Source organism: Streptomyces sp. NPDC059787, assembly GCF_042732315.1.
Lineage (GTDB): Bacteria > Actinomycetota > Actinomycetes > Streptomycetales > Streptomycetaceae > Streptomyces > Streptomyces atrovirens.
Genome location: NZ_JBHWHX010000003.1, coordinates 114252 through 133294, shown reverse-complemented (window position 1 = coordinate 133294; position 19043 = coordinate 114252). Strand labels below are relative to the sequence as shown.

Here is a 19043-nt window from a genome sequence, read left to right as displayed (position 1 = left end):
CGGTCAGCCGGGGACGGCCACCCGCCCGGCCGGACCGGTCGCTCGGGCATCCCCTCACCCCGCATCCGGGGTCCGGCGGTCCATCGGGCGGATCCAGGGACGCATGGCCCCGCGCCTCCTCGTCCGGCCCCGCCCTTGCCGAGGCGGGTGGACGGACGACGGGGAGGCGGCCGCCACCTGGCCGGGGCGGCCGCCTTCAGTGAGGGGCGTCCGCTCCCCGCACCACGGCGACCGGACAGTGCGCGTGATGCAGCAGCGCCTGGCTGACCGATCCCAGCAGCAGCCCGGTGAAACCGCCGCGTCCGCGGGCCCCGGCCACCATCAGCCGGGCGGTCCGGCTCGCCTCGATCAGGGTCTCGCGGGTGGGGCCGTGCACCGCCTTGTGTTCCACGGCCACATCCGGATGCCGCTCCCGGTGCCCGGCCAGTGCCTCCGACAGCAGACGTTCCTCCTCCTGGCCGAGCGCCTCGGCCGGATTCGCGTACGGTTCGGACGGATCCTGCGGGGCGGGCAGCGGTGCGTTCCACGTGGTCCAGGCGTGCAACGCGACCAGGGTGGTCCCGTGCAGCTCGGCCTCCCGGAAGGCGAATTCCACCGCCTTGTCCCCGGCGGGGGAGCCGTCGACGCCCACCACGACCGGACCGTCGAGGCGGGCTTCCTCGCGCACGACGAGTACGGGGCAGCGCGCGTGCGCCGCGAGATGCACCGCCGTCGAACCCACCACGAGCCCGACGAACCCGCCCATCCCGCGGGATCCGACGACCACCAGATCGGCGGCACGCGACTGCGCCTCCAGCACCGTCAACGGCTCTCCCGTCACCACCGTGTGCGACACCTCCACCTCCGGCGCCGCGGCCCCGGCACGCTCCACCGCCTCCGCCACCAGACGACCGACCATGTTCTGCGTCCCGCCCTCCGGCGGCCCCAGGGGCGACGGGCCCAGGGGAGCATGCATGGCGGGCCAGAGGTAGGCGTGCACCACCCTCAACGCGGCCTCCCGCAGCCGGGCCTCCCGTGCGGCCGCCTCCACCGCGGCGAGACCCGACGCCGACCCGTCCACGCCGACGATCACCGAACCACCCACTGTGCCTCCCGCGTCCGGAGCGTTCTCGCTCCCTCCAGACTCCCCCCGGTGACGTCCCGGTGCCAGGGGACTCACGGCCCGCCCACAGGTCCATGCGGGTACACGGATGGACCGGAGTGCGCGGTCCGGTGCCCGCGGCCGTCTCGCGGTTCGGTGACGTGGTGGATCGGCCGACGGCCGGCCATACCGGCGGGATCGGGCCGAGGCCGTGGCACTACGGGGTCATGTCTCCGCGCCGACCCGGGCGCGCAGGTTGTGGAACTGGCGGGTCTGCATGATGAAGTGCGCGGGTTCGCCGAACACCAGGTCGAAGGGTCGGGTGAGCCACCGGGGGTGGCCCCGACCGCGCGTGCGGACCACCAGACGTGTCTCGCCGAAGGGGGCCGGTCGCAGGTGGAAGCCCCAGATCCCGTCCAGCCGCGCCTGTGGCAGGGGCTTGGTCCGCGGGTCGAAGGACCGCCCTCCGGCGAGGTTCAGGTCCGAGCGAAGCACCAGAGTCCGGTGCGGCTCCAGCAGTGCCACGGTGAACCAGGACTTTCCGTCCCGCGTTGCCTTGAGGCGTTGGCCTTCCTCCAGCTTCTGCCACTCGGGCGCGATGCGGTCCGCGCTGGGGTGTCCCCAGTTGTCCAGCCGGTCCCAGCTGTACCAGCCTCCGCGGTCGTACCCCATCTGCGCCAGCCAGGGCCAGACCTGCTCGGGCGGTGCCGGGAGGTCGGTGGCCATCGTCGAGGTGCCGTCGGGGTCGGGCACCAGTTCGTCTCCGGGGTACGCGCGAGCGGTTTCGTCCTGCGTCGCACCCCAGGTGAGCAGCCTCGGCCGGCACTGCAGCGTGTAGAACGCCAGCGTTGCGGAAGCTGTCACGAAGGGGAGCGGACCGGCTCCCGTTCGTCGGCATGATTGCTTCTCGGACATCCTGTACTCCCTGGTCACATACCTTCGCCCGGGTTGATCGGGCCCGAGGACGAGGAGGAAGCGCACCCCCTCGCCTCATTCCGGCATAGCCGGTGCGCGGCAACCGCGCGAGGGCTGGTCGGCCCTCCGGCAGGTCCCGCCGGGCCCGGCGTGCCGCCTCGGGGCCGTCGGCGACGAGGACGACCGCTCCGGCCAGGGCCAGGCCGCCCACCCGGGACGGCTCACCGATGGCGGCGACGCGGCCCACGGTCATGCCCTGCCGACGAGGACGACCGCGCCGACCGGCCCGTAAACGGCGATGCTCGCGAAGGCCGGCCCGACGACGGCGACCGCGGCGCCCACCACCCCCCGTACACGGCCTGCCCCAGCCACAGACACCCGGCGAGGGCGGCGAGACCGAGGCGGACCGCTGCTCCGGCGACGCCGGACGTCGCGTACAGGGCAGCTGCCGGCCCGCCACGGCTACCGGATCGGCCCCGGCACGCCGTGTCCGACGCCGCACCGGCCGGAGGCGGACGGACCGCTGGTCTCCGAGCCGCGGGTGGTCGACGGCCGTACCCGGCGCGTCCGCGAGGCGACCGAGGCCGGGAAGCAGGCTCCGGCGGAGGACCGGCGGGCGCTGAGGGAGCCGGGCGGTGAGGTCCTGGGGGACGAGGCGTCGTGGCGTACCGGCCCGGTCCACGGTGCGGGGGTCAGGAGGCGCGCGGGGTCACCAGGCCGGATTCGTAGGCGAGGACCACGAGCTGGGCGCGGTCGCGGGCGCGGAGCTTGGTCATGGCCCGGTTGATGTGGGTCTTGGCGGTCGACGGGCTGATGACCAGGCGGTCGGCGATCTCGTCGTTGGACAGGCCCTGTGCGGCCAGGGCGACCGCCTCGCGTTCGCGGCCGGTCAGCTCCTCCAGCCCGCTGCTGAGGCGGGCGGGTGTCGGCCGGGTGACGTACCGGTCGATGAGCTTGCGGGTGATGGCGGGCGCGAGCAGGGCGTCGCCGCGGGCGGCTACGCGTACGGCGTGCAGGAAGTCCTCCGGCAGGATGTCCTTGACGAGGAAGCCGGCGGCGCCGGCGCGCAGCGCGTCGAAGACGTACTCGTCCATGCCGTAGTTGGTCAGCACGACGACGTGCACGCCGGTCAGGGCCGGATCCGCGGCGATGCGCCGGGTCGCTTCGATGCCGTCCATGACGGGCATCTGGATGTCGACGAGAGCGACGTCGGGCAGCCGCTCCCTGGCGAGCACCAAGGCCTCCTGGCCGTCGGCGGCCTCGGCCACCACCTCGATGTCGCCTTCGAGGTCGAGCAGCGCGCGGAAACCGCTGCGGATGAGCGGCTGGTCGTCGACCAGCAGGACCCGGATCACGAGGCTCCGTTCGTGGGGAGTTCGGCCTGGACGGCGAAGCCACCTGTGCCGCGTGGCCCGGTGTGCAGTCGGCCGCCCAGGGCCGTGACGCGTTCGCGCATGCCGAGCAGCCCGAGGCCGGGCGTCGGCGCGGGGTTCGAGGTGGCCTTTCCGTTGTCGTCGACGCGGATGGCGAGAGCGTCCGGCCGGTAGTCGATCAGTACTGAGGCGGTGGTGGCGGCGGCGTGCCGGGCGACGTTGGTGAGCGACTCCTGAACGATCCGGTAAGCGGTACGGCTCACCGCGGCCGGCACGGCGTGCGGATCCCCTTCGATCGTCAGCATCGTCTCCAGGCCGGTCCCTTGGAACCGTTTCACCAGGTCGGGGATGTGCCCGAGTCCGTGCGGCGGGGTGGTGTCGTCGTCGCGCAGCGCCTCGAGGGTGGCGCGCAGCTCCCGGCTCGCCTCCCGGCCGGCTTCCTGGATCGCCAGCAGCGCCTCCGGCACCTGTTCGCCGCGGCGCCGGGCCACGTGGACGGCGACCTCGGACTGCACCTTGATGACCGAGATCTGGTGGGTGAGCGAGTCGTGCAGCTCCCGCGCGATGCGCAGCCGCTCCTCGTCGGCCCGGCGTCGCGCGGTCTCCTCGCGGGTGCGCTCGGCTTCGTCCGCCCGCCGTTCGGCCTGCCGCACCGCCTCCCCGGCGGCGAAGGCGGCGATCAGCCAGGCGAGTTCAAGGGTGTTCCGGGCCTGCGCCACGACCTCGCGTGCGGGCCCGTCGTGGGCTATCGGGGCGGTGAGGTGGAGCACGGCCAGCAGGCCCACGGAGACAGCCGGCGTGACGGTGCGGTGCCCGGCGCGTACCGCGCCGTAGACCGCGACCAGGTAGGAGACGGCGAGCGCCTCGAACCCGGCCGCCTGGTGGCCCACCGCGCACAGTCCGGTGACGACCAGGACCACGAGCGGGGCCCGGCGGCGCGCGGCCAGCGCCAGTCCGCCGGCCGCCAGCAGCGCGGAGCCGAGCAGTTCACGGTTCCCGACCGGGTGTGGTCCGGACAGCCCGGTGCCCAGCAACAGTGCCGCCACGCCCACGGCGATCACCCAGTCGGTGACTCCGGCCGGGACAGCGAGCCGCCCTTTGTCCATGGGTGCACCGTAGCCGGACGCGGTGGTGGGCGAGTCCGACTCATGGAGGAGCGGTCGGCTACCGCGCGCGTGGTACCGGCGCGTCGCCCGGCGCGTCCGCGGTATCCGGATGCCGCAGCGGCGGTAGCGGGAAGTGTCTGCGCCTGCTGGACGACCGGCGGGAGGGCCGGCGCGCATCCTCTCCACGTACATCGGACTTCGGAAGCAGTGACGCAGAAGGAGGAGAGCGGCATGAGTGCTTCAGCAGCGCTGGCGGCGGCCGCCGAGGGCGGGATCATCGGCGACGGGCGGACCGGTGCCAACCTGGCTCTCGGGGTGGGGGCGCTCGGCCTGGCCATCGGCCTGCTGGCCCTGGCCCGCGCCGGCGGCCGGATCAGCGCCAGCAACGCGCGCATCGGCGGGATGGCGGCCATCGCGGCGGGAACGGTCGGCACGGTCCTCGCGGTGCTGCACGCGGCCACCTCCAGTGGTGGTCCTGGCACCGGCAACGGGCTCGTCGGCGCCATTGTGGCCATCCCGTTGGGGCTGGGCGCCGTGCTCCTCGGCCGCCGGGTGCTGACCCGGTGCCGCGGCGCCGACCGCCCCGCCGGTCGGATGCCCGTCTGACCCCCTGGTCACGACGTGCGTGCGGCCACGGCCCAGGTCGTGGGCGGGAGGTCAGGGACCGGGGCGTTCGAGGTGTTCGTCCGTCGTCGACGGCTGTGGGGCCGGAGCGGCGGCGGTCAGTGTCGTGCGGCGGGTGCCGACGGCGGGGGCGAGGAAGACCGCCACGGCGACGAAGGCCAGGACGACGGTCATCGCGGTGCGCAGGCCGTAGTGGTCGCCGAGGAAGCCCAGGCCGGGAGGTCCCACGAGGAAGGCGATGTAACCGATCATCGCCACGAGGCTGACGCGGGCGGCCGGGTCGGGCCCGGAGTCCCCGGCCGCGGAGAGGGCGAGGGGGAATCCGAGGGATGCCCCCAGTCCCCACAGGAGCACGGCCGTTCCGGCGAGGAAGGCGTTGTCGGCGAAGACGACGACGGCCAGGCCGAGTGCGGCGGAGATCGCGCTGGCGCGGACGACGGGGGCGCGGCCGAAGCGGTCGATGAAGAATCCGCCGCCGAAGCGGCCGATCGCCATGGCGGCGGCGAAGCCCGCGTAGACGGCTGATCCCAGGGCGGGATCCATGTCGTGTCCGTCGACCATGAGCAGGGGAAGCCAGTCGTTGGCCGCTCCTTCGGCCAGGGCCATGGTCAGTACGATCCCGCCGATCAGCAGCAGGCGCCGGTCCTTCCACACCGCGGGCCGGCGAGGCTTTTCCCCGTCACCGGCCTGCTTGTTGTCGAGGATCCGGCCGACGCCGTGGGGGACGGCCCGCAGGGCGTGGGCGAAGGTGGCGGCGGTGACGGCGGCGACGGCCGCCAGGTGCCAGTGCACGGGGAAGCCGACGGCGGTGCACAGGATGCCGAGGGAGGCTCCCACGACGGTTCCGAGGCTGAAGAAGCCGTGCAGTGTGGGCAGGACCGTGCGGCCGGTGATCCGCTCGACCTCGGCGCCGTCGATGTTGATCGCCACCTCACTGCCGCCCATGCCGGCACCGGAGAGGAAGAGCCCCGCCGTGACGGCCGGTGCGGACGACCACAGCGCTCCGCAGCCGATCACCGCCATGCTGAGGATGACGAGCGCGGTTCCCGCACCCATGACCGGCCGGGTCCCGAACCTCGACACCAGCGCTCCGGAGCCGAGGATGCCGAGCATCGAACCGACGGAGAGACCGAACAGGACGATCCCCATCTGCGCGGTCGAGGCGCCCAGTTGGTCCCTGATGTCGGGTGTGCGTGTCACCCAGGAGGAGATCGACAGGCCGGGCATGAGGAAGAAGAGGAACAATGCCGTGCGGCGGCGGCGTGTGGCCAGGTCTATCACTGCGGGCTCGATCCAGACGTGAGGCAGCCGGGGACGTGACCGCCCACGGAGTGAGTATGTACAAACGTACATGTCCGTGGGGGAGTGAAGGAAGGGGACACCCATGTCGGGCAGTTCGCGCGGGCCCAACGACCCGGGACGCCGGGACCGCATCGTCGAGGCGGCCCTCGGCGTGATCGCCGAGCACGGGGTCACGGGCGCCACGCACCGGCGCATCGCCGAGGCCGCGGGCGTCTCCCTGGGATCGATGACGTACTACTTCGAGGGCAGGCAGCAGCTGCTCGTCGAGGCTTTCACCCGGCTCGCGGAATCGATGTCCGCCCGCTACCGCGAGCCGCTGGAGGCGGCCGGGACCGTGGAGGAGGCGCGCGCCGCCGTGGTGGAGATCATCTGCGGCACGCTCTGGGGCAGCCCCCGGGAGCTGGTGCTCAGCTACGAGCTGTACGCCTTCGCCTCCCGCAACCCCGCGCTGCTCGACGTCATACGGTCCTGGATGAGGGCCAGCCGCACGTCGTTGAGCCGGCACTTCGACGCCAGGACGGCCCGGGCCCTGGACGCGTTGGTGGAAGGGCTCAGCATCCACAACTCCATGGACGCCGAACCCATGAGCCGTCAGGACGTCGCCGCGATCGTGCGGGCGGTCAGCACCTGATGACGCCCCGGTCCGCGGCCGAGGTCATGGTGCGGAGCGCCGGCTGACGGCACGGCCGGAGCGGCGTGCGGGAGCCCGGTGCGCGGACGCACCGGGGTGACCGGCACCCGGTCGGCGAAGACCGGGTCGTACTTCGGTCCGGCACCGGCCTCCCGCACGCCGCGCGGCACCTCGCCGCTCACGCGGTGCCGACTCGCACCGAGCCGGCCACGGGGCTGCCGATTCCTCGGCCGAATCGCCGGGCCGCGCGCGGGAGACGCCGCAGAAGGCAGGAGGGGCCGAGGCCGCGGAAGAAGGCCCCGCGGACCGGGCCGAGGCCGTCCCGCTCGACGCGGTCATCGTCCCGCGGAGGAACCCGGGTTGCCCGGTGCCGTGGCCGAGGCCCGTTGCCCGGTGGTCAGTTCGGCCCAGACGACACGTCCGGCCCGGCCCGGGGTGCGGGTGACCGCCCAGTCGCTGCTCAGCACGTCGACCAGGAGCAGCCCGCGTCCGTTCTGGTCGCCGACGCCGAGAAGCTGCTCCGCGTCTACGGCGTGACCGACCAGCAGGAGATCGACACCTTCCTGAAGTCGGCCCGCGAGGCCAACAAACGGGGCTGGTGGCACACCTACCGCGATGTCATGCCGGACTGGTTCGCCGCCTATCTCAGCCTGGAACAGGCCGCCCTGCAGATCCGCGCCTACGAGAGCCAGTTCGTCCACGGACTGCTGCAGACGGAGGCGTACGCCCGCGCCCTGCTGAGTGCCGGCAACCCGCACGTCCCGGCCGAGGCCGCCGAGCGCCGGATCGCCCTGCGGATGCGCCGGCAGGAACTGCTCAGGCGCGAGACGCCGCCGCGGGTGTGGGTGGTGATGGACGAGACGGTGCTCCGCTGGCCGGTCGGGGGTCCGGACGTGATGCGGGCCCAGATCGGCCACCTCATCGAACTGCACCGCCTGCCGCAGGTGACGCAGCAGATCGTGCCGTTCGCCGGCGGCCCCCATCCGGCCATGCGCGCCGGGTCCTTCCAGCTCTTCCGGTTCCGGGCCCGTGAACTGCCCGACGTCGTCTACCTCAACGGCCTGGTCGGCGCCGTCTACCTCGACAAGGGCGACGACGTCGTGGTGTACCGCGAGGCCCTCGACCGGACCGGTGCCCAGGCGACGCCCACGACCAGGACCGAGGCCGTGCTCGACCGGATCCGCAGGGACCTCTGACCGGCACCGCCCGCCTCGCCCCGCCCCAGAACCGCGACCTGCGAAGGAGACACCAAGGTGACCGAGAACGGATGGCCGGCCGACCGCATCGACACCGGGAACGCGCACTCCGCGCGGATCTACGACTACATCCTCGACGGCAAGGACCACTACCCGGCGGACCAGGAGGCCGGCGACGCCATGGTCCGGGAGTGGCCCGCCCTGCCCGTCCACATGCGCGCCAACCGGGACTGGATGAACCGGGCGGTCCGGTGGCTCGTCGAGGAAGCGGGCATGCGCCAGTTCCTCGACGTCGGCACCGGCATACCCACCTCCCCGAACCTGCACGAGATCGCCCAGTCGGTGGCTCCCGACTCACGCGTGGTCTACGTCGACAACGACCCCATCGTCCTCACCCTCTCCCAGGGGCTCCTGGCCAGCACGCCCGAGGGGAGGACGTCGTACATCGAGGCGGACTTCCGCGACCCGGCGAGCATCCTGGCCGCCCCCGAACTGCGGGAGACCCTCGACCTGGACCGGCCGGTGGCCCTGACGGTCATCGCCATCGTCCACTTCGTCCTCGACGAGGACGACGCCGTCGGCATCGTCCGCCGCCTGCTGGAGCCGCTGCCCCCGGGCAGCCACCTGGCCATGACGATCGGCACCGCGGAGTTCGCCCCCGAGGAGGTGGGGCGGGTGGCCCGCGAGTACGCGGCCCGCGACATGCCGATGCGGCTGCGCACCGTCGACGAGGCCCACGAGTTCTTCGAGGGCCTGGACCTGGTCGAGCCGGGCATCGTCCAGGTCCACAAGTGGCACCCGGACGGCACCGGTGAACAGGGCGTCCGCGACGAGGACATCGCGATGTACGGGGCGATCGCCCGCAAGCCGTAGCACCGCGTCCGTGCCGGGGCCGTACAGCCCCCGGCACGGACGCGGACCGTCGGACCTGCCGCGCCCCACCACCCGGCCCGGACGCCGGCGCGTCGACGTCACGTTTCCGTGCCGTTCACGCGGCCGCAAGGTGCCGTCGGCGCCGGGGAGCGGCAGGGTGTGTGGGTCTCGTGAGGGTCATCAAGTGACCTCCGGGACGGATGGGTTACCGTAGCCGGGCTGATAAGATCATCAAACTTTCAGCAGGCTGGCGGCGCGTCATGAACGCGTACGGGGGACAGTCTCTAAGGCCCCATCGCTGAGGAGTTGAGGCTTGGTCCGCCGTAGGTCCGCGCCGTTCGACGGCCCGGACCCGTCCCACGCATGCGCGGACCCGACCGGACTCCCGGCGCGATGCGACTTGAAGAGAGTCTCATGACGTCATTGATCGGGGATCCGCTGCTGTGGATCCTGCTTGTGGTGCTCGCCGCTGCGGTCTTCGCAGTACAGCGGGCCCGGAGAACCAATCTGGCGCTCCGAAGAACGAAGAACGACCTGGAGACCCGACTGGGCCAGGCCCAGGGCCGGATCGACCAGATCCAGGGGCACATCGCCTCCCTGGACACCCAGCACCGCGGTGACCTCGCGGACGTCCGGGCGGACGCGGAGTCGTCGACCAAGGCGGTACTGAAGTCGGCGATGGGCACGCTCCAGTCGCTCGCCGAGGAGCAGCAACTGCTGCTGGACGGACTGCTGCAGAAGTACGGCAACGACACCGAGGTGCTGGCGGACCTGATGTCGGTGGACCACACCGGCAGCCAGTTCAGCCGCCGGGCCAAGGGCATCTCGGTGCTGTGCGGCGGCTGGCTGGGCCGGCGCGAGGGCGTGGCGACCGTCTACGACGTGGCCCGCAGCGCGCAGGGCCGCATCAAGGACTTCAACCGGGTGAGCATCCACGCGCAGGCGAGCGTCGGCGTCACCAGCAAGGCCGTCGAACCGGTGGCGGTGGTACTGGCCGAGCTGCTGGACAACGCGACCACGTACAGCGCTCCGGGCACACCGGTCGAGGTCAACATCCAGGCCGTGCCGACGGGTGTGTGCTTCATCGTCGACGACGCCGGTCTGGGCATGGACCAGGAGACCAAGGACCGGGCGGCGACGCTGCTGTCCGCCGACGGTCCCGTCGACATCACAGGTCTCGGCGACCCGCCCCGGTTCGGGTTCGCGGTGTGCGGCATGCTCGCCGCACGGTACGGCTTCGCCGTCTCCGTCGGTTCGGTGTCCCCCTACGGCGGAGTGCGCGCAGTGATCCGAGTGCCGGAAAGCCTTCTGGCGGCCGAGGCCGCCAGCCCCGCCGAACCCGTCCGGGAACCCGCGGACCAGGACAAGGAGAGCGCCCCGCAGCGGCTGGCGCCCGTCCCGGTCGGCCCCTCGCACGTGGTGGGCACGACGACCGGCGGGCTGCCCAAGCGCCGTCGGCGCCAGGGGCCCATCTCGGTGGTGCCGGCCCCGGAGCCCGCCATCGACGAGCAGACGTCCGAGTCGGCCGGCGAGGTGACCGCGTCGCGCCTGGGGGCGTTCGCGCGCGGCACCCAGCTCGGACGGAACACGAACACCACGGAAGGACCTGACCACCAGTGAACACCGACCTGTCGTGGGTGCTGAACGACGTGCTCGAGGTGCGTGGAGCCCGCCACGCGGTCCTCGTCTCGGGCGACGGCCTGCTGCTGCAGCGTTCGGACGACATCTCACGCGACGACGCGGAGACCAACGCCGCCGCGATGAGCTCCATGCAGTCCCTGAGCCGGGCGGTCGCCGGTTTCGTCGGGGCGGGGCACGGCATCTGGAAGCAGACGCTGCTGGAGTACGACGGCGGCTGGATCTTCCTGATCGCGGCCGGGCAGGGCGCCTACCTCGCCGTCTCGGCGGCGCTGGACGTCGACATGGAGGCCGTGTCGTTCCGCATGCAGAAGACGGTGGCGGCGCTGAGCAAGGCGATGAGCGTGGCCCCGCGCTCCGACAACGGCGCCGGCGTATGACGACGCCCGGCGAGGAAGCATCCGTCACCAGTGACTTCGTCCGCTCGTACGTCATCACGGGCGGCCGGAGCCTGCCGTCCTCGGACGAACTGGCGCTGCACACCTTGGTCACCCTGGCTCCCGAGCGGACGCTTCCGCTGGGGGCCGGCCCCGAGGTCCGGGCGATCTGGGAGCTGTGCGCGGGTGGCTACCTGTCGGTCGCCGAGGTGGCGGGCCACCTCGGCCTGCCCGTCGGGGTGGCCCGGCTGCTGCTCACCGATTTAGCGGAGCAGGGGCACCTGCTGCGCCGGGCCGAGCCGCCCCGGGCCCAGAACGTTGACAGAGCGACCCTCGAGAAGGTTCTGAATGGTCTCCAATCCCTCATCGGCTGAGACGGCACAGAAGTCCATCTACGTCTCCAGCGCGGTGACCAACGCCGCCAAGATCCTCGTCGTCGGGCACTTCGCCGTGGGCAAGACGACCTTCATCGGCTCGCTGTCGGAGATCACTCCGCTGCGCACCGAGGAGAAGATGACCCAGGCGTCCGTCCACGTCGACGACCTGCGGGGCGTGGCGGACAAGACCACCACCACGGTCGCCCTGGACTTCGGCCGTCTCACCCTCAGCGACGACCTGGTGCTGTACCTGTTCGGCACCCCGGGCCAGCAGCGCTTCATGCAGCTGTGGGAGGACATGGCCCGCGGCGCGCTCGGGGCCCTGCTCCTGGTCGACCCGGGACGTCTGGAGGAGACCTTCCCGGTCATCGACCTCATCGAGCGGTACGGCCTGGAGTACGCCATCGCCGTCAACTGCTTCGACCCCGCCGCCACTTACAGCGAGGCCGAGGTGCGCGAGGCGCTCGACCTGCTCCCGGACACCCCGGTCGTCTACTGCGACGCCCGCGACCAGCAGTCGTCCGCCAAGGCGCTGATCGCTTTGGTGAGACACCTGCTCGAGCGCGCGGCCTGACCGCCCCGCGCCCGCCCGGACCGGGAACAGCGGTTCCCGGATCACTGAGGAAGACTTCGTGACTCCGCTCCCCCTCCCGAAGGAGGGGGGCTTCCAACTCGAAAGTTGCGGTCCAGCCCGAACCGATCCCTTGTGGGACAGTTCAGAAACGTACACCAGGGATGCGATTCCCCCACCGGCTGATGCCGGTGGTTCCCTCGAAAGAGTTCCGATGGATCATCACTCCCCGTCTGCGGCGACCGCCGGCAGATGCCCCATGCATGACGCCGCGTTCGCCACCGACCCCCAGCAGGTGTACGACCGGCTGCGCGCCCACGCCCCGGCCGGTCCCGTCGAACTCGCCCCCGGCGCCGACGCCACGCTGGTCGTCGGGCACGAAATGGCGCTGCGCGTGCTGCAGAACACCGAGCTGTTCGCCCGTGACTCCCGCCGCTGGAAAGCACTGGGCGAGGGCCGCATCGGCATGGACAATCCGGTGCTTCCGATGATGGCGTACCGGCCCAACTGCCTGTTCACCGACGGTGCCGTGCACCTGCGGCTGCGCAAGGCCGTGGTGGACAGCCTGGCCCGGCTCAACACCACGCGCATCCGGCGCGACGTCGAACCGATCGCCGACTACCTCATCGACCGGTTCAGTGAGCGAGGCCGGGCCGATCTGCTGGGCGACTACGCCAAGTTGCTGCCGCTGCTGCTGTTCAACAAGCTGTTCGGCACCCCGGCGGCCATCGGTGACACCATCACCACCGCCATGTCGGCGATATTCGACGGCAAGGACGCGCTGCGCGCCAACGAGGACCTCACCGCCTGCCTCATGGAGCTGATCGCGCTCAAGCGGCGCACGCCCGGTGACGACGTCACCTCCTGGCTGATCCAGCACCCCGCCGGGCTCACCGACGAGGAGCTCAAGGACCAGCTGGTGCTGCTGATGGGCGCCGGCGTCGAACCCGAACGCAACCTCATCGGCAACGCCCTGGTGCTGCTGCTGTCCGGAGCGGGCGGCGGGCAGAGCGGCATGCTGATCGAGGAGGCGCTCGACCACGTGCTGTGGAACCAGACGCCCATCGCCAACTACGCCACCCACTACCCGGTCCAGGACGTCGACCTCGGCGGCCACGTGGTGGAGGCGAACACCCCGGTCGTCATCTCCTTCGCGGGCGCCAACAGCGACCCCGCGCTCGCCGAGGCCCGCCGCGCCCACAGCAAGGGCGCCCATCTGGCGTGGGGAGCCGGTCCGCACGCCTGTCCCGCCAAGGACCCGGCGCAGGTCATCGCGACCACCGCGATCGAACGGCTGCTCAACGCGCTGCCCGACCTCGCCCTGGACGTACCGGAGAAGGACCTGCAGTGGCGGCCGGGGCCGTTCCACCGGGCCCTGGTCGCGCTGCCGGTGACGTTCAGTCCCACGCCGGCCACCCGGATGGCGGCCGCGCTCCGGGACCGGGCCGCGGCGCCGGGCGCGCAGCAGCCGCTCCCGTCGTCCGCGTCCGCTCCGGTACGGCAGGAACCGGCGCGCAGGAAGGGATTCTGGAGCAGCTTCCTGGACATCTTCCGTGTCTGATGCACGGCATGTGACCGGGGCAACACGCAGGGGCGCATGACACAGGAGAGGGGAAGGGTAGATTCCGGCGGTAGTGATCAACAGCGCCCAGCAGAAGGAGCTCTGCGTGACCGCCGTTGGCGACATACGCGGTACCACCATCGACCGCCGAGCCGTCATCTCCCTCGTCCGTCGCCTGCGTTCGGACGAGGGACAGGCCAACCCCCTGCCCGTCTGGGAAGAGTTGCGCGCCCTGGGGGACGTCGTACCCGCCCCCTGGGGCGGCTACTTCGTCACCGGTTTCGAGGCATGCAGCCAGGTCCTGCGCAGCAGGAACTGGCTCGTGCCGGACTTCGCCTGGCAGGAGCGGCAACCCGATCCGAGACGCTGGCAGGAGCTGGCCACCCAGGAGTTGACCGGCACCCTTTCCCGTCTCAACCCCCCGACGCACACCTGCCAGCGACGCGCTCTGGGCAACCCGTTCGACCGCGCCACCCTGGAGGGCATGCGCCCCCGGATCGCCGCTCTCGCCTCCGGCCTCCTGGACGACCTGGAGGACCGCCTGCGCACCGACGGGGAGGCCGACTTCGTCCACGCGGTCGGCGAACTCCTCCCGGTCCGCACGGTCTGCGAGTGGCTCGGCATCCCCGAAGAGCACACCGCGTACATCCTGGACTTCGCCCACCGGCAGGCCTACGCCCAGGAACTGTTCCCCACCAAGGAAGAACTCGCGCAGGCGGCCCGTGCCACGCTGGAGATGCGGGCCTTCTTCACCGAGCTGATCCGTGACCGCCGGGCCCGCCCCGGCAACGATGTCCTCACCGGCTGGATCCACCACTGGGACGCGCAGTACCCGGACGACCGGGCCGCCGCGGACCGGGTGATCTACCACCTCACGATGTTCGTCACCATCGCCTCCCTGGAGACCAGCGCGGTCCTGCTGACCAACGCGGTGCGGTTCGCCACCGAGGACCCCGCCCGGGCGCAGTGGCTCCGCCTGCACCCGGAGCACATCGAGGACCTGGTGGAGGAGACCCTGCGCTACGACCCTCCGGTGTGGCTCAACTCCCACATCGCCGCCGACGACACCGTCCTCGCCGGCACCCCCATGGCCAAGGACACCACCGTCCACATACTGTACGGTTCGGCGGCCCACGATCCCCGGCGCAACCCGGACCCGCACGTCTTCGACATCCGGCGGGGCGGAGGCCACATCACTTTCGGCAGCGGCGCCCACTACTGCCTCGGCGCGGCCCTCGCGCGTACCGAGGCCCGGGAACTGATCGCCCAGGTGCTGGAACGTTTCCCCACCCTGCGGCCCGCCGCACCCCCCGCCTACGACACCTCCCGGCTCGTCTTCCGCCGTATCACCTCTTTGAAAGTGACGACATGAACGCCGCGCCCCTCACCGATCTCCCCGTCGACCGGATACTCAAGACCCTGCGCACCTATCGGCAGGGTCCTCTCCTCACCGTCGAACTGAACGTCCCCGAAGAGGGCAACGCCGTCACCGACGCCATGCTGGAGGATCTCCTCACCGTCCTCGACGAGCAGGACCCGGCGGTACGGGTCCTGGTGCTGGCCGCCGCCGGAGACGAGTTCTGTCTCGGCGGTGACCGGCGCGAGTTCCCCCGGCACCTCGCCGACGACCCCGCCGGCGGCGGCATCCGCGTCAACGGGGCGAAGGCCCTGCGCGTGTGCGAGGCCCTCACCGCCAACCCCGCCGTCACCATCGCCCGCGTCCAGGGCAGGGCCGTCGGCGCCGGCGTCGGGCTCGCGCTCGCCTGCGATCTGCGCGTGGGTGCGGACACCGCGTCCTTCCGCCTGCCCGAACTCGCCCTCGGCGTGCCCCCCGCCTGGGGCGGGCTGCTCCCCCGCCTGATCAGCGAGGTGGGGGCCGCCCGCGTACGGGAACTGATCCTCACCGCACGTGTCTTCGACGCCCAGGAGGCCCTCGGCCTGTCGGTCCTCCACCGGGCCGTGCCGCGGGACGCGCTCGACGACGCCGTCATGGCCTGGGCCAGACCCGTCCTGCGGCGGTCGGCCTCCGCCCTGCGGGTCACCAAGGCCATGTTCAACTCGCTCACCGCCACCACCCGGCTCGCCGACACCTCGGTGTTCGATCCCGAACTCCTGGTGGCGGTCCTCACCCAGCAGCACCGGCCCGGCTGACCGCGGGCGCACCGTCCGGCGGGCGGACGCGGCGATCCGCGCCGGTCAGGTGGATGTCTGTCCGTCGAGCGTCTCGCGCAGGATGTCGGCGTGCCCCGCGTGCTGCGCGGTCTCGGAGATGAGGTGCGCCAGCACCCCGCGCACGCTGCGCACCGCTCCCGGCTCGTGCCAGGGGGCCTCGGGCAGCGGACGGGTCGCCGACAGGTCGGGCACGGAGGCGACGACCTCCTCGGTGCGGGCGGCGGCCTTCGCGTAGCGCGCGAGGATGCCGTCCAGGGTGTCGCCGGGCAGCATCCGGAAGCCGTTCCGGTGGTCGACGGCCCACCGCGGGATCTCGCGGGCGGTGCCGGCCGCGAGGTCGGCCCAGGTGACGCCGTCGGGCAGGTCGTGGCGCATCGCGGAGGGGCCCTCGGTCATGAAGGCCGTCCACGCCTCCTCGACGGACGCGACGTGCTTGATCAGCCCGCCCAGGCACAGGGCGCTGACCGTCGGGCGCGCGCCGGCCTGTTCGTCGCCCAGTCCGCGCGCCGTGGCGGTCAGGGACGCCCGCGCGGTCGCGAGCGCGGCGAGCAGCTCGGCCCGTTCGGCGTCGAGGGCGGGCGGCCGGGGCGTGGCGGTGGTGGTGGTCACGGTGATCGGGTCCTTCTGGTCGTCGTGGTCGGACACGGGAGAACCGTCGCAGGGGAAGAGGCCAGGTCGTGTCCTCTTCCCGGGGCAGGATCGGCACCATGCCGAAAACCTCAGCCCGACTGCTGTCCCTGCTCTCCCTGCTCCAGGCCCGCCGCGACTGGCCGGGGGCGCTGCTGGCCGAGCGGCTGGGAGTGAGCCCGCGGACCGTACGCCGTGACGTCGACCGGCTGCGCGAACTCGGTTACCCCGTCGCGGCCTTCAAGGGACCCGACGGGGGATACCGGCTGGACGCCGGCACCCGGCTGCCGCCGCTGCTGTTCGACGACGGGCAGGCCGTCGCCCTCGCCGTCGCGCTGCGGACCGCCGCCACCACGGGTGCCGCGATCCGGGAGGACGCGGCCCGCGCCCTGGCCACCGTCCGGCAGGTCATGCCCGCGCGGCTGCGCCACCGCGTCGACACCTTCCGGGTGACCGCCGTGGAGCAGCCCGCGGCCCGTCCGCACCCACCCGTCGACGGCGCGCTGCTCATGACACTGAGCGCCGCCGTCCACGCCGGCGAAGTGCTGCGCTTCGACTACGCTCCCGCCTCCCCGCCGCGCCGGGTGGAGCCGCACCGTCTCGTCAGCCGGGGCGGACGCTGGTACCTCGTCGCCTTCGACCTCGACCGCGCCGACTGGCGCGTCTTCCGTGCCGACCGGATCACCCCGCGCAGCCCGACGGGGCCCCGTTTCACACCGCGCGAGGTGCCCGGAGGCGACGTGGCCGCGTTCGTCACCGGCAGGTTCCGCGGAGCGGACGGCTCCGGCGAGTGGCCCTGCCGCGGCGAGGTGATCCTGGACCTGCCCGCCGCCACCGTCTCCCGTCACGCCCACGACGCCGTCGTCGAGGAGCTCGGCCCCGGCCGCTGCCGGCTCGTGCTGGGTTCCTGGTCGTGGACCGCCCTGGCCGCCGGCGTCGGACGGTTCGACGCCGCCGTCGAGGTCGTCGGCCCGCAGGAACTCAAGGACGCCTTCGCGCTCCTGGCACGCCGTTACGCCCGTGCGGCGGCCGGTGCGCCCGGCGCCTGACCCACGGTGCCGAAAAACCGTTGCGCCCGGGGCCCGGCCACCGGATTCTTGGGCCTCATGCCCTACGCACACCGTCCCGCGGCGCTCACCGACGCGCCCGCCGTCACCGAACTGCTCAACAAGGTCGACGAGATCGAGATCGGCCGGCCCGAGACCGACCTGCACACCGTCGAGGCCGACCTCGGGCATCCCGGTACCGATCTGGAGCGGGACTCCTGGCTCACCTGGGACGGGGACCGCCTGGTGGCGTACGGGCTGCTGTGGGACGAGTCCGACGGCGAGCGCATCGACATCGACCAGTACGTCCTGCCCGAACACCAGGGGGCCGCCGCCCGGATGCTGGAGGCGATGGAGGCCAGGGCGCTGGAGAAGGCCCGGGAGAACGGGGCGGAACGGGCGGTGGTGCATCTGCACCTCAATGTGGCGCCCACACTCGACACCGGACTGCTCCGGGCACGCGACTGGCGGATCGTACGCCGGTACCACGTACTGCGCCGCCCCCTGGACCCCGCGTGGGACGCGTTCCCCGAGGCCCCCGCCGGCGTCCGGGTGCGGGACTGCGCCGCCGAGGCGGACCGGTCGCGCGTCCACGAGCTGTACCAGGCTTCCTTCGCCCACCACTTCGACTTCCGGCCGCGCACCTACGACACATGGCTGCACGACATCGACGCCCAGGGACTGGACTGGTCCCTGGTGTGGATCGTCGGCACCGAGGACCTGGGGGACGTCGGCTTCCTGCTCGCGCGGGACGACCGCGAGGCCATGGGGTGGATCCGCAGCCTCGGTGTGCTGCCCGCGGCCCGCGGCCGCGGACTGGGCGGACTCCTGCTGCGGCAGGCGTTCGCGGCCTTCGCGGCGCGCGGCCGGGACACCGTCGGGCTCGGCGTGGACACCGAGAACGCCACGGGGGCACCCCGGCTGTACGACCGCCACGGCATGACGGTCCACTACGCCGTCGACACCTGGGAGGCGACGGTCGGCCGACGCCGGCGCACCGGCTAGAGCAGGCTGCTCCAGTACGTCCGGAAACGGGTCAGGACCAGCAGCACGACCACGCCGTACCAGCCGGCCAGCAGCAGCCAGTGGCTCTCCAGGACCAGGTCCAGGGCGGCGCGACCGCGCCGGGGCACGGGAATGACGCCGTGCGCGCAGTTGCGCAGGGTCACGTACCAGAACAGGGCGATGGTCACCACCCAGACGACGGCGCAGTACGGGCAGAGGCGGTCGAGTTCGTACAGCGACTGCCAGATCAGCCAGTGGACGAACCCCACCGCCGCCAGCGCCCCGCCGTTCAGCGCCAGCCACAGCGCCCGGTGCAGCCGCGCCCCCGTCAGCACCGTCACACCGAGGACGGCCACCGCGGCGAAGGCGCCCAGGCCGATCAGCATGTTGGGAAAGCCCAGCAGATTCCCCTGCGGGCTCGCCATGGCGCTGCCGCAGCCCACCACCGGGCTGACGTCGCACGACGGCACGTGGCCGGGGTCCTCGAGCAGCCGCCGGTCGTCGATCGCGAGGCGCAGGGAGGCGAGCCAGCCGACGACCCCGGTCAGTGTCATCAGCCACCCGACGC

At 72.4% G+C, this 19043-nt stretch carries 21 protein-coding genes; 13 read left to right on the top strand and 8 right to left on the bottom strand.

The features are described 5' to 3' along the window. Positions 1-196: 196 nt before the first annotated feature. The 4 genes from ACFV5H_RS04350 to ACFV5H_RS04335 all read right to left on the bottom strand — a co-directional run bounded on the left by ACFV5H_RS04350 (position 197) and on the right by ACFV5H_RS04335 (position 4475). Positions 197-1084, bottom strand: a complete 888-nt coding sequence (locus tag ACFV5H_RS04350; RefSeq protein ID WP_385192743.1) for a universal stress protein — start codon at positions 1082-1084, stop codon at positions 197-199. 222 nt (positions 1085-1306) lie between these two features. Next, positions 1307-1945 (bottom strand): hypothetical protein, encoded by a 639-nt coding sequence (locus ACFV5H_RS04345; protein ID WP_385192741.1) that lies wholly within the window; start codon positions 1943-1945, stop codon positions 1307-1309. A 743-nt stretch (positions 1946-2688) separates the two neighbouring features. Beyond that, complete coding sequence (locus ACFV5H_RS04340; protein ID WP_385053414.1) at positions 2689-3351, bottom strand: response regulator; 663 nt, start codon at positions 3349-3351, stop codon at positions 2689-2691. Next, a complete protein-coding gene (locus ACFV5H_RS04335; protein WP_385192738.1) occupies positions 3348-4475 on the bottom strand; it encodes a sensor histidine kinase in 1128 nt (375 codons plus the stop codon). Before ACFV5H_RS04335 ends, ACFV5H_RS04340 begins: the two co-directional genes overlap by 4 nt. Positions 4476-4706: 231 nt before the next feature. Between ACFV5H_RS04335 and ACFV5H_RS04330 the strand changes: the two genes are divergently transcribed. Then, positions 4707-5081 (top strand): DUF6223 family protein, encoded by a 375-nt coding sequence (locus ACFV5H_RS04330; protein ID WP_385192736.1) that lies wholly within the window; start codon positions 4707-4709, stop codon positions 5079-5081. Between the two features lie 51 nt (positions 5082-5132). Here the strand turns inward: ACFV5H_RS04330 and ACFV5H_RS04325 are convergent, their stop codons facing one another. Further along, positions 5133-6377: an MFS transporter gene (locus ACFV5H_RS04325; protein ID WP_385192900.1), complete on the bottom strand. Its 1245-nt coding sequence runs from the start codon at positions 6375-6377 to the stop codon at positions 5133-5135. A 106-nt stretch (positions 6378-6483) separates the two neighbouring features. On the opposite strand from ACFV5H_RS04325, the gene ACFV5H_RS04320 reads away from it, so the two are divergent. Continuing rightward, positions 6484-7032, top strand: a complete 549-nt coding sequence (locus ACFV5H_RS04320) for a TetR/AcrR family transcriptional regulator (RefSeq protein WP_385053423.1) — start codon at positions 6484-6486, stop codon at positions 7030-7032. On the opposite strand, the gene ACFV5H_RS04315 is transcribed toward ACFV5H_RS04320, so the two are convergent. Further along, on the bottom strand, positions 6993-7214 hold the full coding sequence (locus ACFV5H_RS04315) for a hypothetical protein (RefSeq protein WP_385192734.1): 222 nt from the start codon (positions 7212-7214) through the stop codon (positions 6993-6995). The two genes, ACFV5H_RS04320 and ACFV5H_RS04315, sit on opposite strands and share 40 nt — an antisense overlap. Before the next feature lie 204 nt (positions 7215-7418). On the opposite strand from ACFV5H_RS04315, the gene ACFV5H_RS04310 reads away from it, so the two are divergent. The 9 genes from ACFV5H_RS04310 to ACFV5H_RS04270 all read left to right on the top strand — a co-directional run bounded on the left by ACFV5H_RS04310 (position 7419) and on the right by ACFV5H_RS04270 (position 15776). Then, on the top strand, positions 7419-8228 hold the full coding sequence (locus tag ACFV5H_RS04310; RefSeq protein ID WP_385192731.1) for a DUF5753 domain-containing protein: 810 nt from the start codon (positions 7419-7421) through the stop codon (positions 8226-8228). A 57-nt stretch (positions 8229-8285) separates the two neighbouring features. Further along, on the top strand, positions 8286-9101 hold the full coding sequence (locus ACFV5H_RS04305) for an SAM-dependent methyltransferase (protein WP_385053428.1): 816 nt from the start codon (positions 8286-8288) through the stop codon (positions 9099-9101). Positions 9102-9515: 414 nt separating this feature from the next. Then, complete coding sequence (locus tag ACFV5H_RS04300; RefSeq protein WP_385053431.1) at positions 9516-10721, top strand: ATP-binding protein; 1206 nt, start codon at positions 9516-9518, stop codon at positions 10719-10721. Beyond that, positions 10718-11119 (top strand): roadblock/LC7 domain-containing protein, encoded by a 402-nt coding sequence (locus ACFV5H_RS04295; protein WP_385053433.1) that lies wholly within the window; start codon positions 10718-10720, stop codon positions 11117-11119. Before ACFV5H_RS04300 ends, ACFV5H_RS04295 begins: the two co-directional genes overlap by 4 nt. Continuing rightward, positions 11116-11490, top strand: a complete 375-nt coding sequence (locus tag ACFV5H_RS04290) for a DUF742 domain-containing protein (RefSeq protein ID WP_004921410.1) — start codon at positions 11116-11118, stop codon at positions 11488-11490. The genes ACFV5H_RS04295 and ACFV5H_RS04290 overlap by 4 nt, the downstream gene beginning before the upstream one ends. Then, complete coding sequence (locus ACFV5H_RS04285) at positions 11465-12067, top strand: ATP/GTP-binding protein (RefSeq protein WP_385053435.1); 603 nt, start codon at positions 11465-11467, stop codon at positions 12065-12067. The genes ACFV5H_RS04290 and ACFV5H_RS04285 overlap by 26 nt, the downstream gene beginning before the upstream one ends. Positions 12068-12278: 211 nt before the next feature. Then, positions 12279-13625 (top strand): cytochrome P450, encoded by a 1347-nt coding sequence (locus ACFV5H_RS04280; protein WP_385053438.1) that lies wholly within the window; start codon positions 12279-12281, stop codon positions 13623-13625. Positions 13626-13731: 106 nt separating this feature from the next. Continuing rightward, a complete protein-coding gene (locus ACFV5H_RS04275) occupies positions 13732-14997 on the top strand; it encodes a cytochrome P450 (RefSeq protein WP_385192729.1) in 1266 nt (421 codons plus the stop codon). Beyond that, on the top strand, positions 14994-15776 hold the full coding sequence (locus ACFV5H_RS04270) for an enoyl-CoA hydratase/isomerase family protein (RefSeq protein WP_385053444.1): 783 nt from the start codon (positions 14994-14996) through the stop codon (positions 15774-15776). Before ACFV5H_RS04275 ends, ACFV5H_RS04270 begins: the two co-directional genes overlap by 4 nt. A gap of 45 nt (positions 15777-15821) precedes the next feature. Here the strand turns inward: ACFV5H_RS04270 and ACFV5H_RS04265 are convergent, their stop codons facing one another. After that, positions 15822-16406 (bottom strand): DinB family protein, encoded by a 585-nt coding sequence (locus ACFV5H_RS04265; RefSeq protein WP_385192897.1) that lies wholly within the window; start codon positions 16404-16406, stop codon positions 15822-15824. 98 nt (positions 16407-16504) lie between these two features. Between ACFV5H_RS04265 and ACFV5H_RS04260 the strand changes: the two genes are divergently transcribed. Then, positions 16505-17473 carry a helix-turn-helix transcriptional regulator gene (locus ACFV5H_RS04260; RefSeq protein ID WP_385053446.1) on the top strand — a complete coding sequence of 323 codons (969 nt, stop codon included), beginning with the start codon at positions 16505-16507 and terminating at the stop codon, positions 17471-17473. Between the two features lie 57 nt (positions 17474-17530). Continuing rightward, positions 17531-18475 (top strand): GNAT family N-acetyltransferase, encoded by a 945-nt coding sequence (locus tag ACFV5H_RS04255; RefSeq protein ID WP_385192727.1) that lies wholly within the window; start codon positions 17531-17533, stop codon positions 18473-18475. On the opposite strand, the gene ACFV5H_RS04250 is transcribed toward ACFV5H_RS04255, so the two are convergent. Beyond that, on the bottom strand, positions 18472-19029 hold the full coding sequence (locus ACFV5H_RS04250) for a vitamin K epoxide reductase family protein (protein WP_385053452.1): 558 nt from the start codon (positions 19027-19029) through the stop codon (positions 18472-18474). The two genes, ACFV5H_RS04255 and ACFV5H_RS04250, sit on opposite strands and share 4 nt — an antisense overlap. Between the last annotated feature and the right edge of the window lie 14 nt (positions 19030-19043).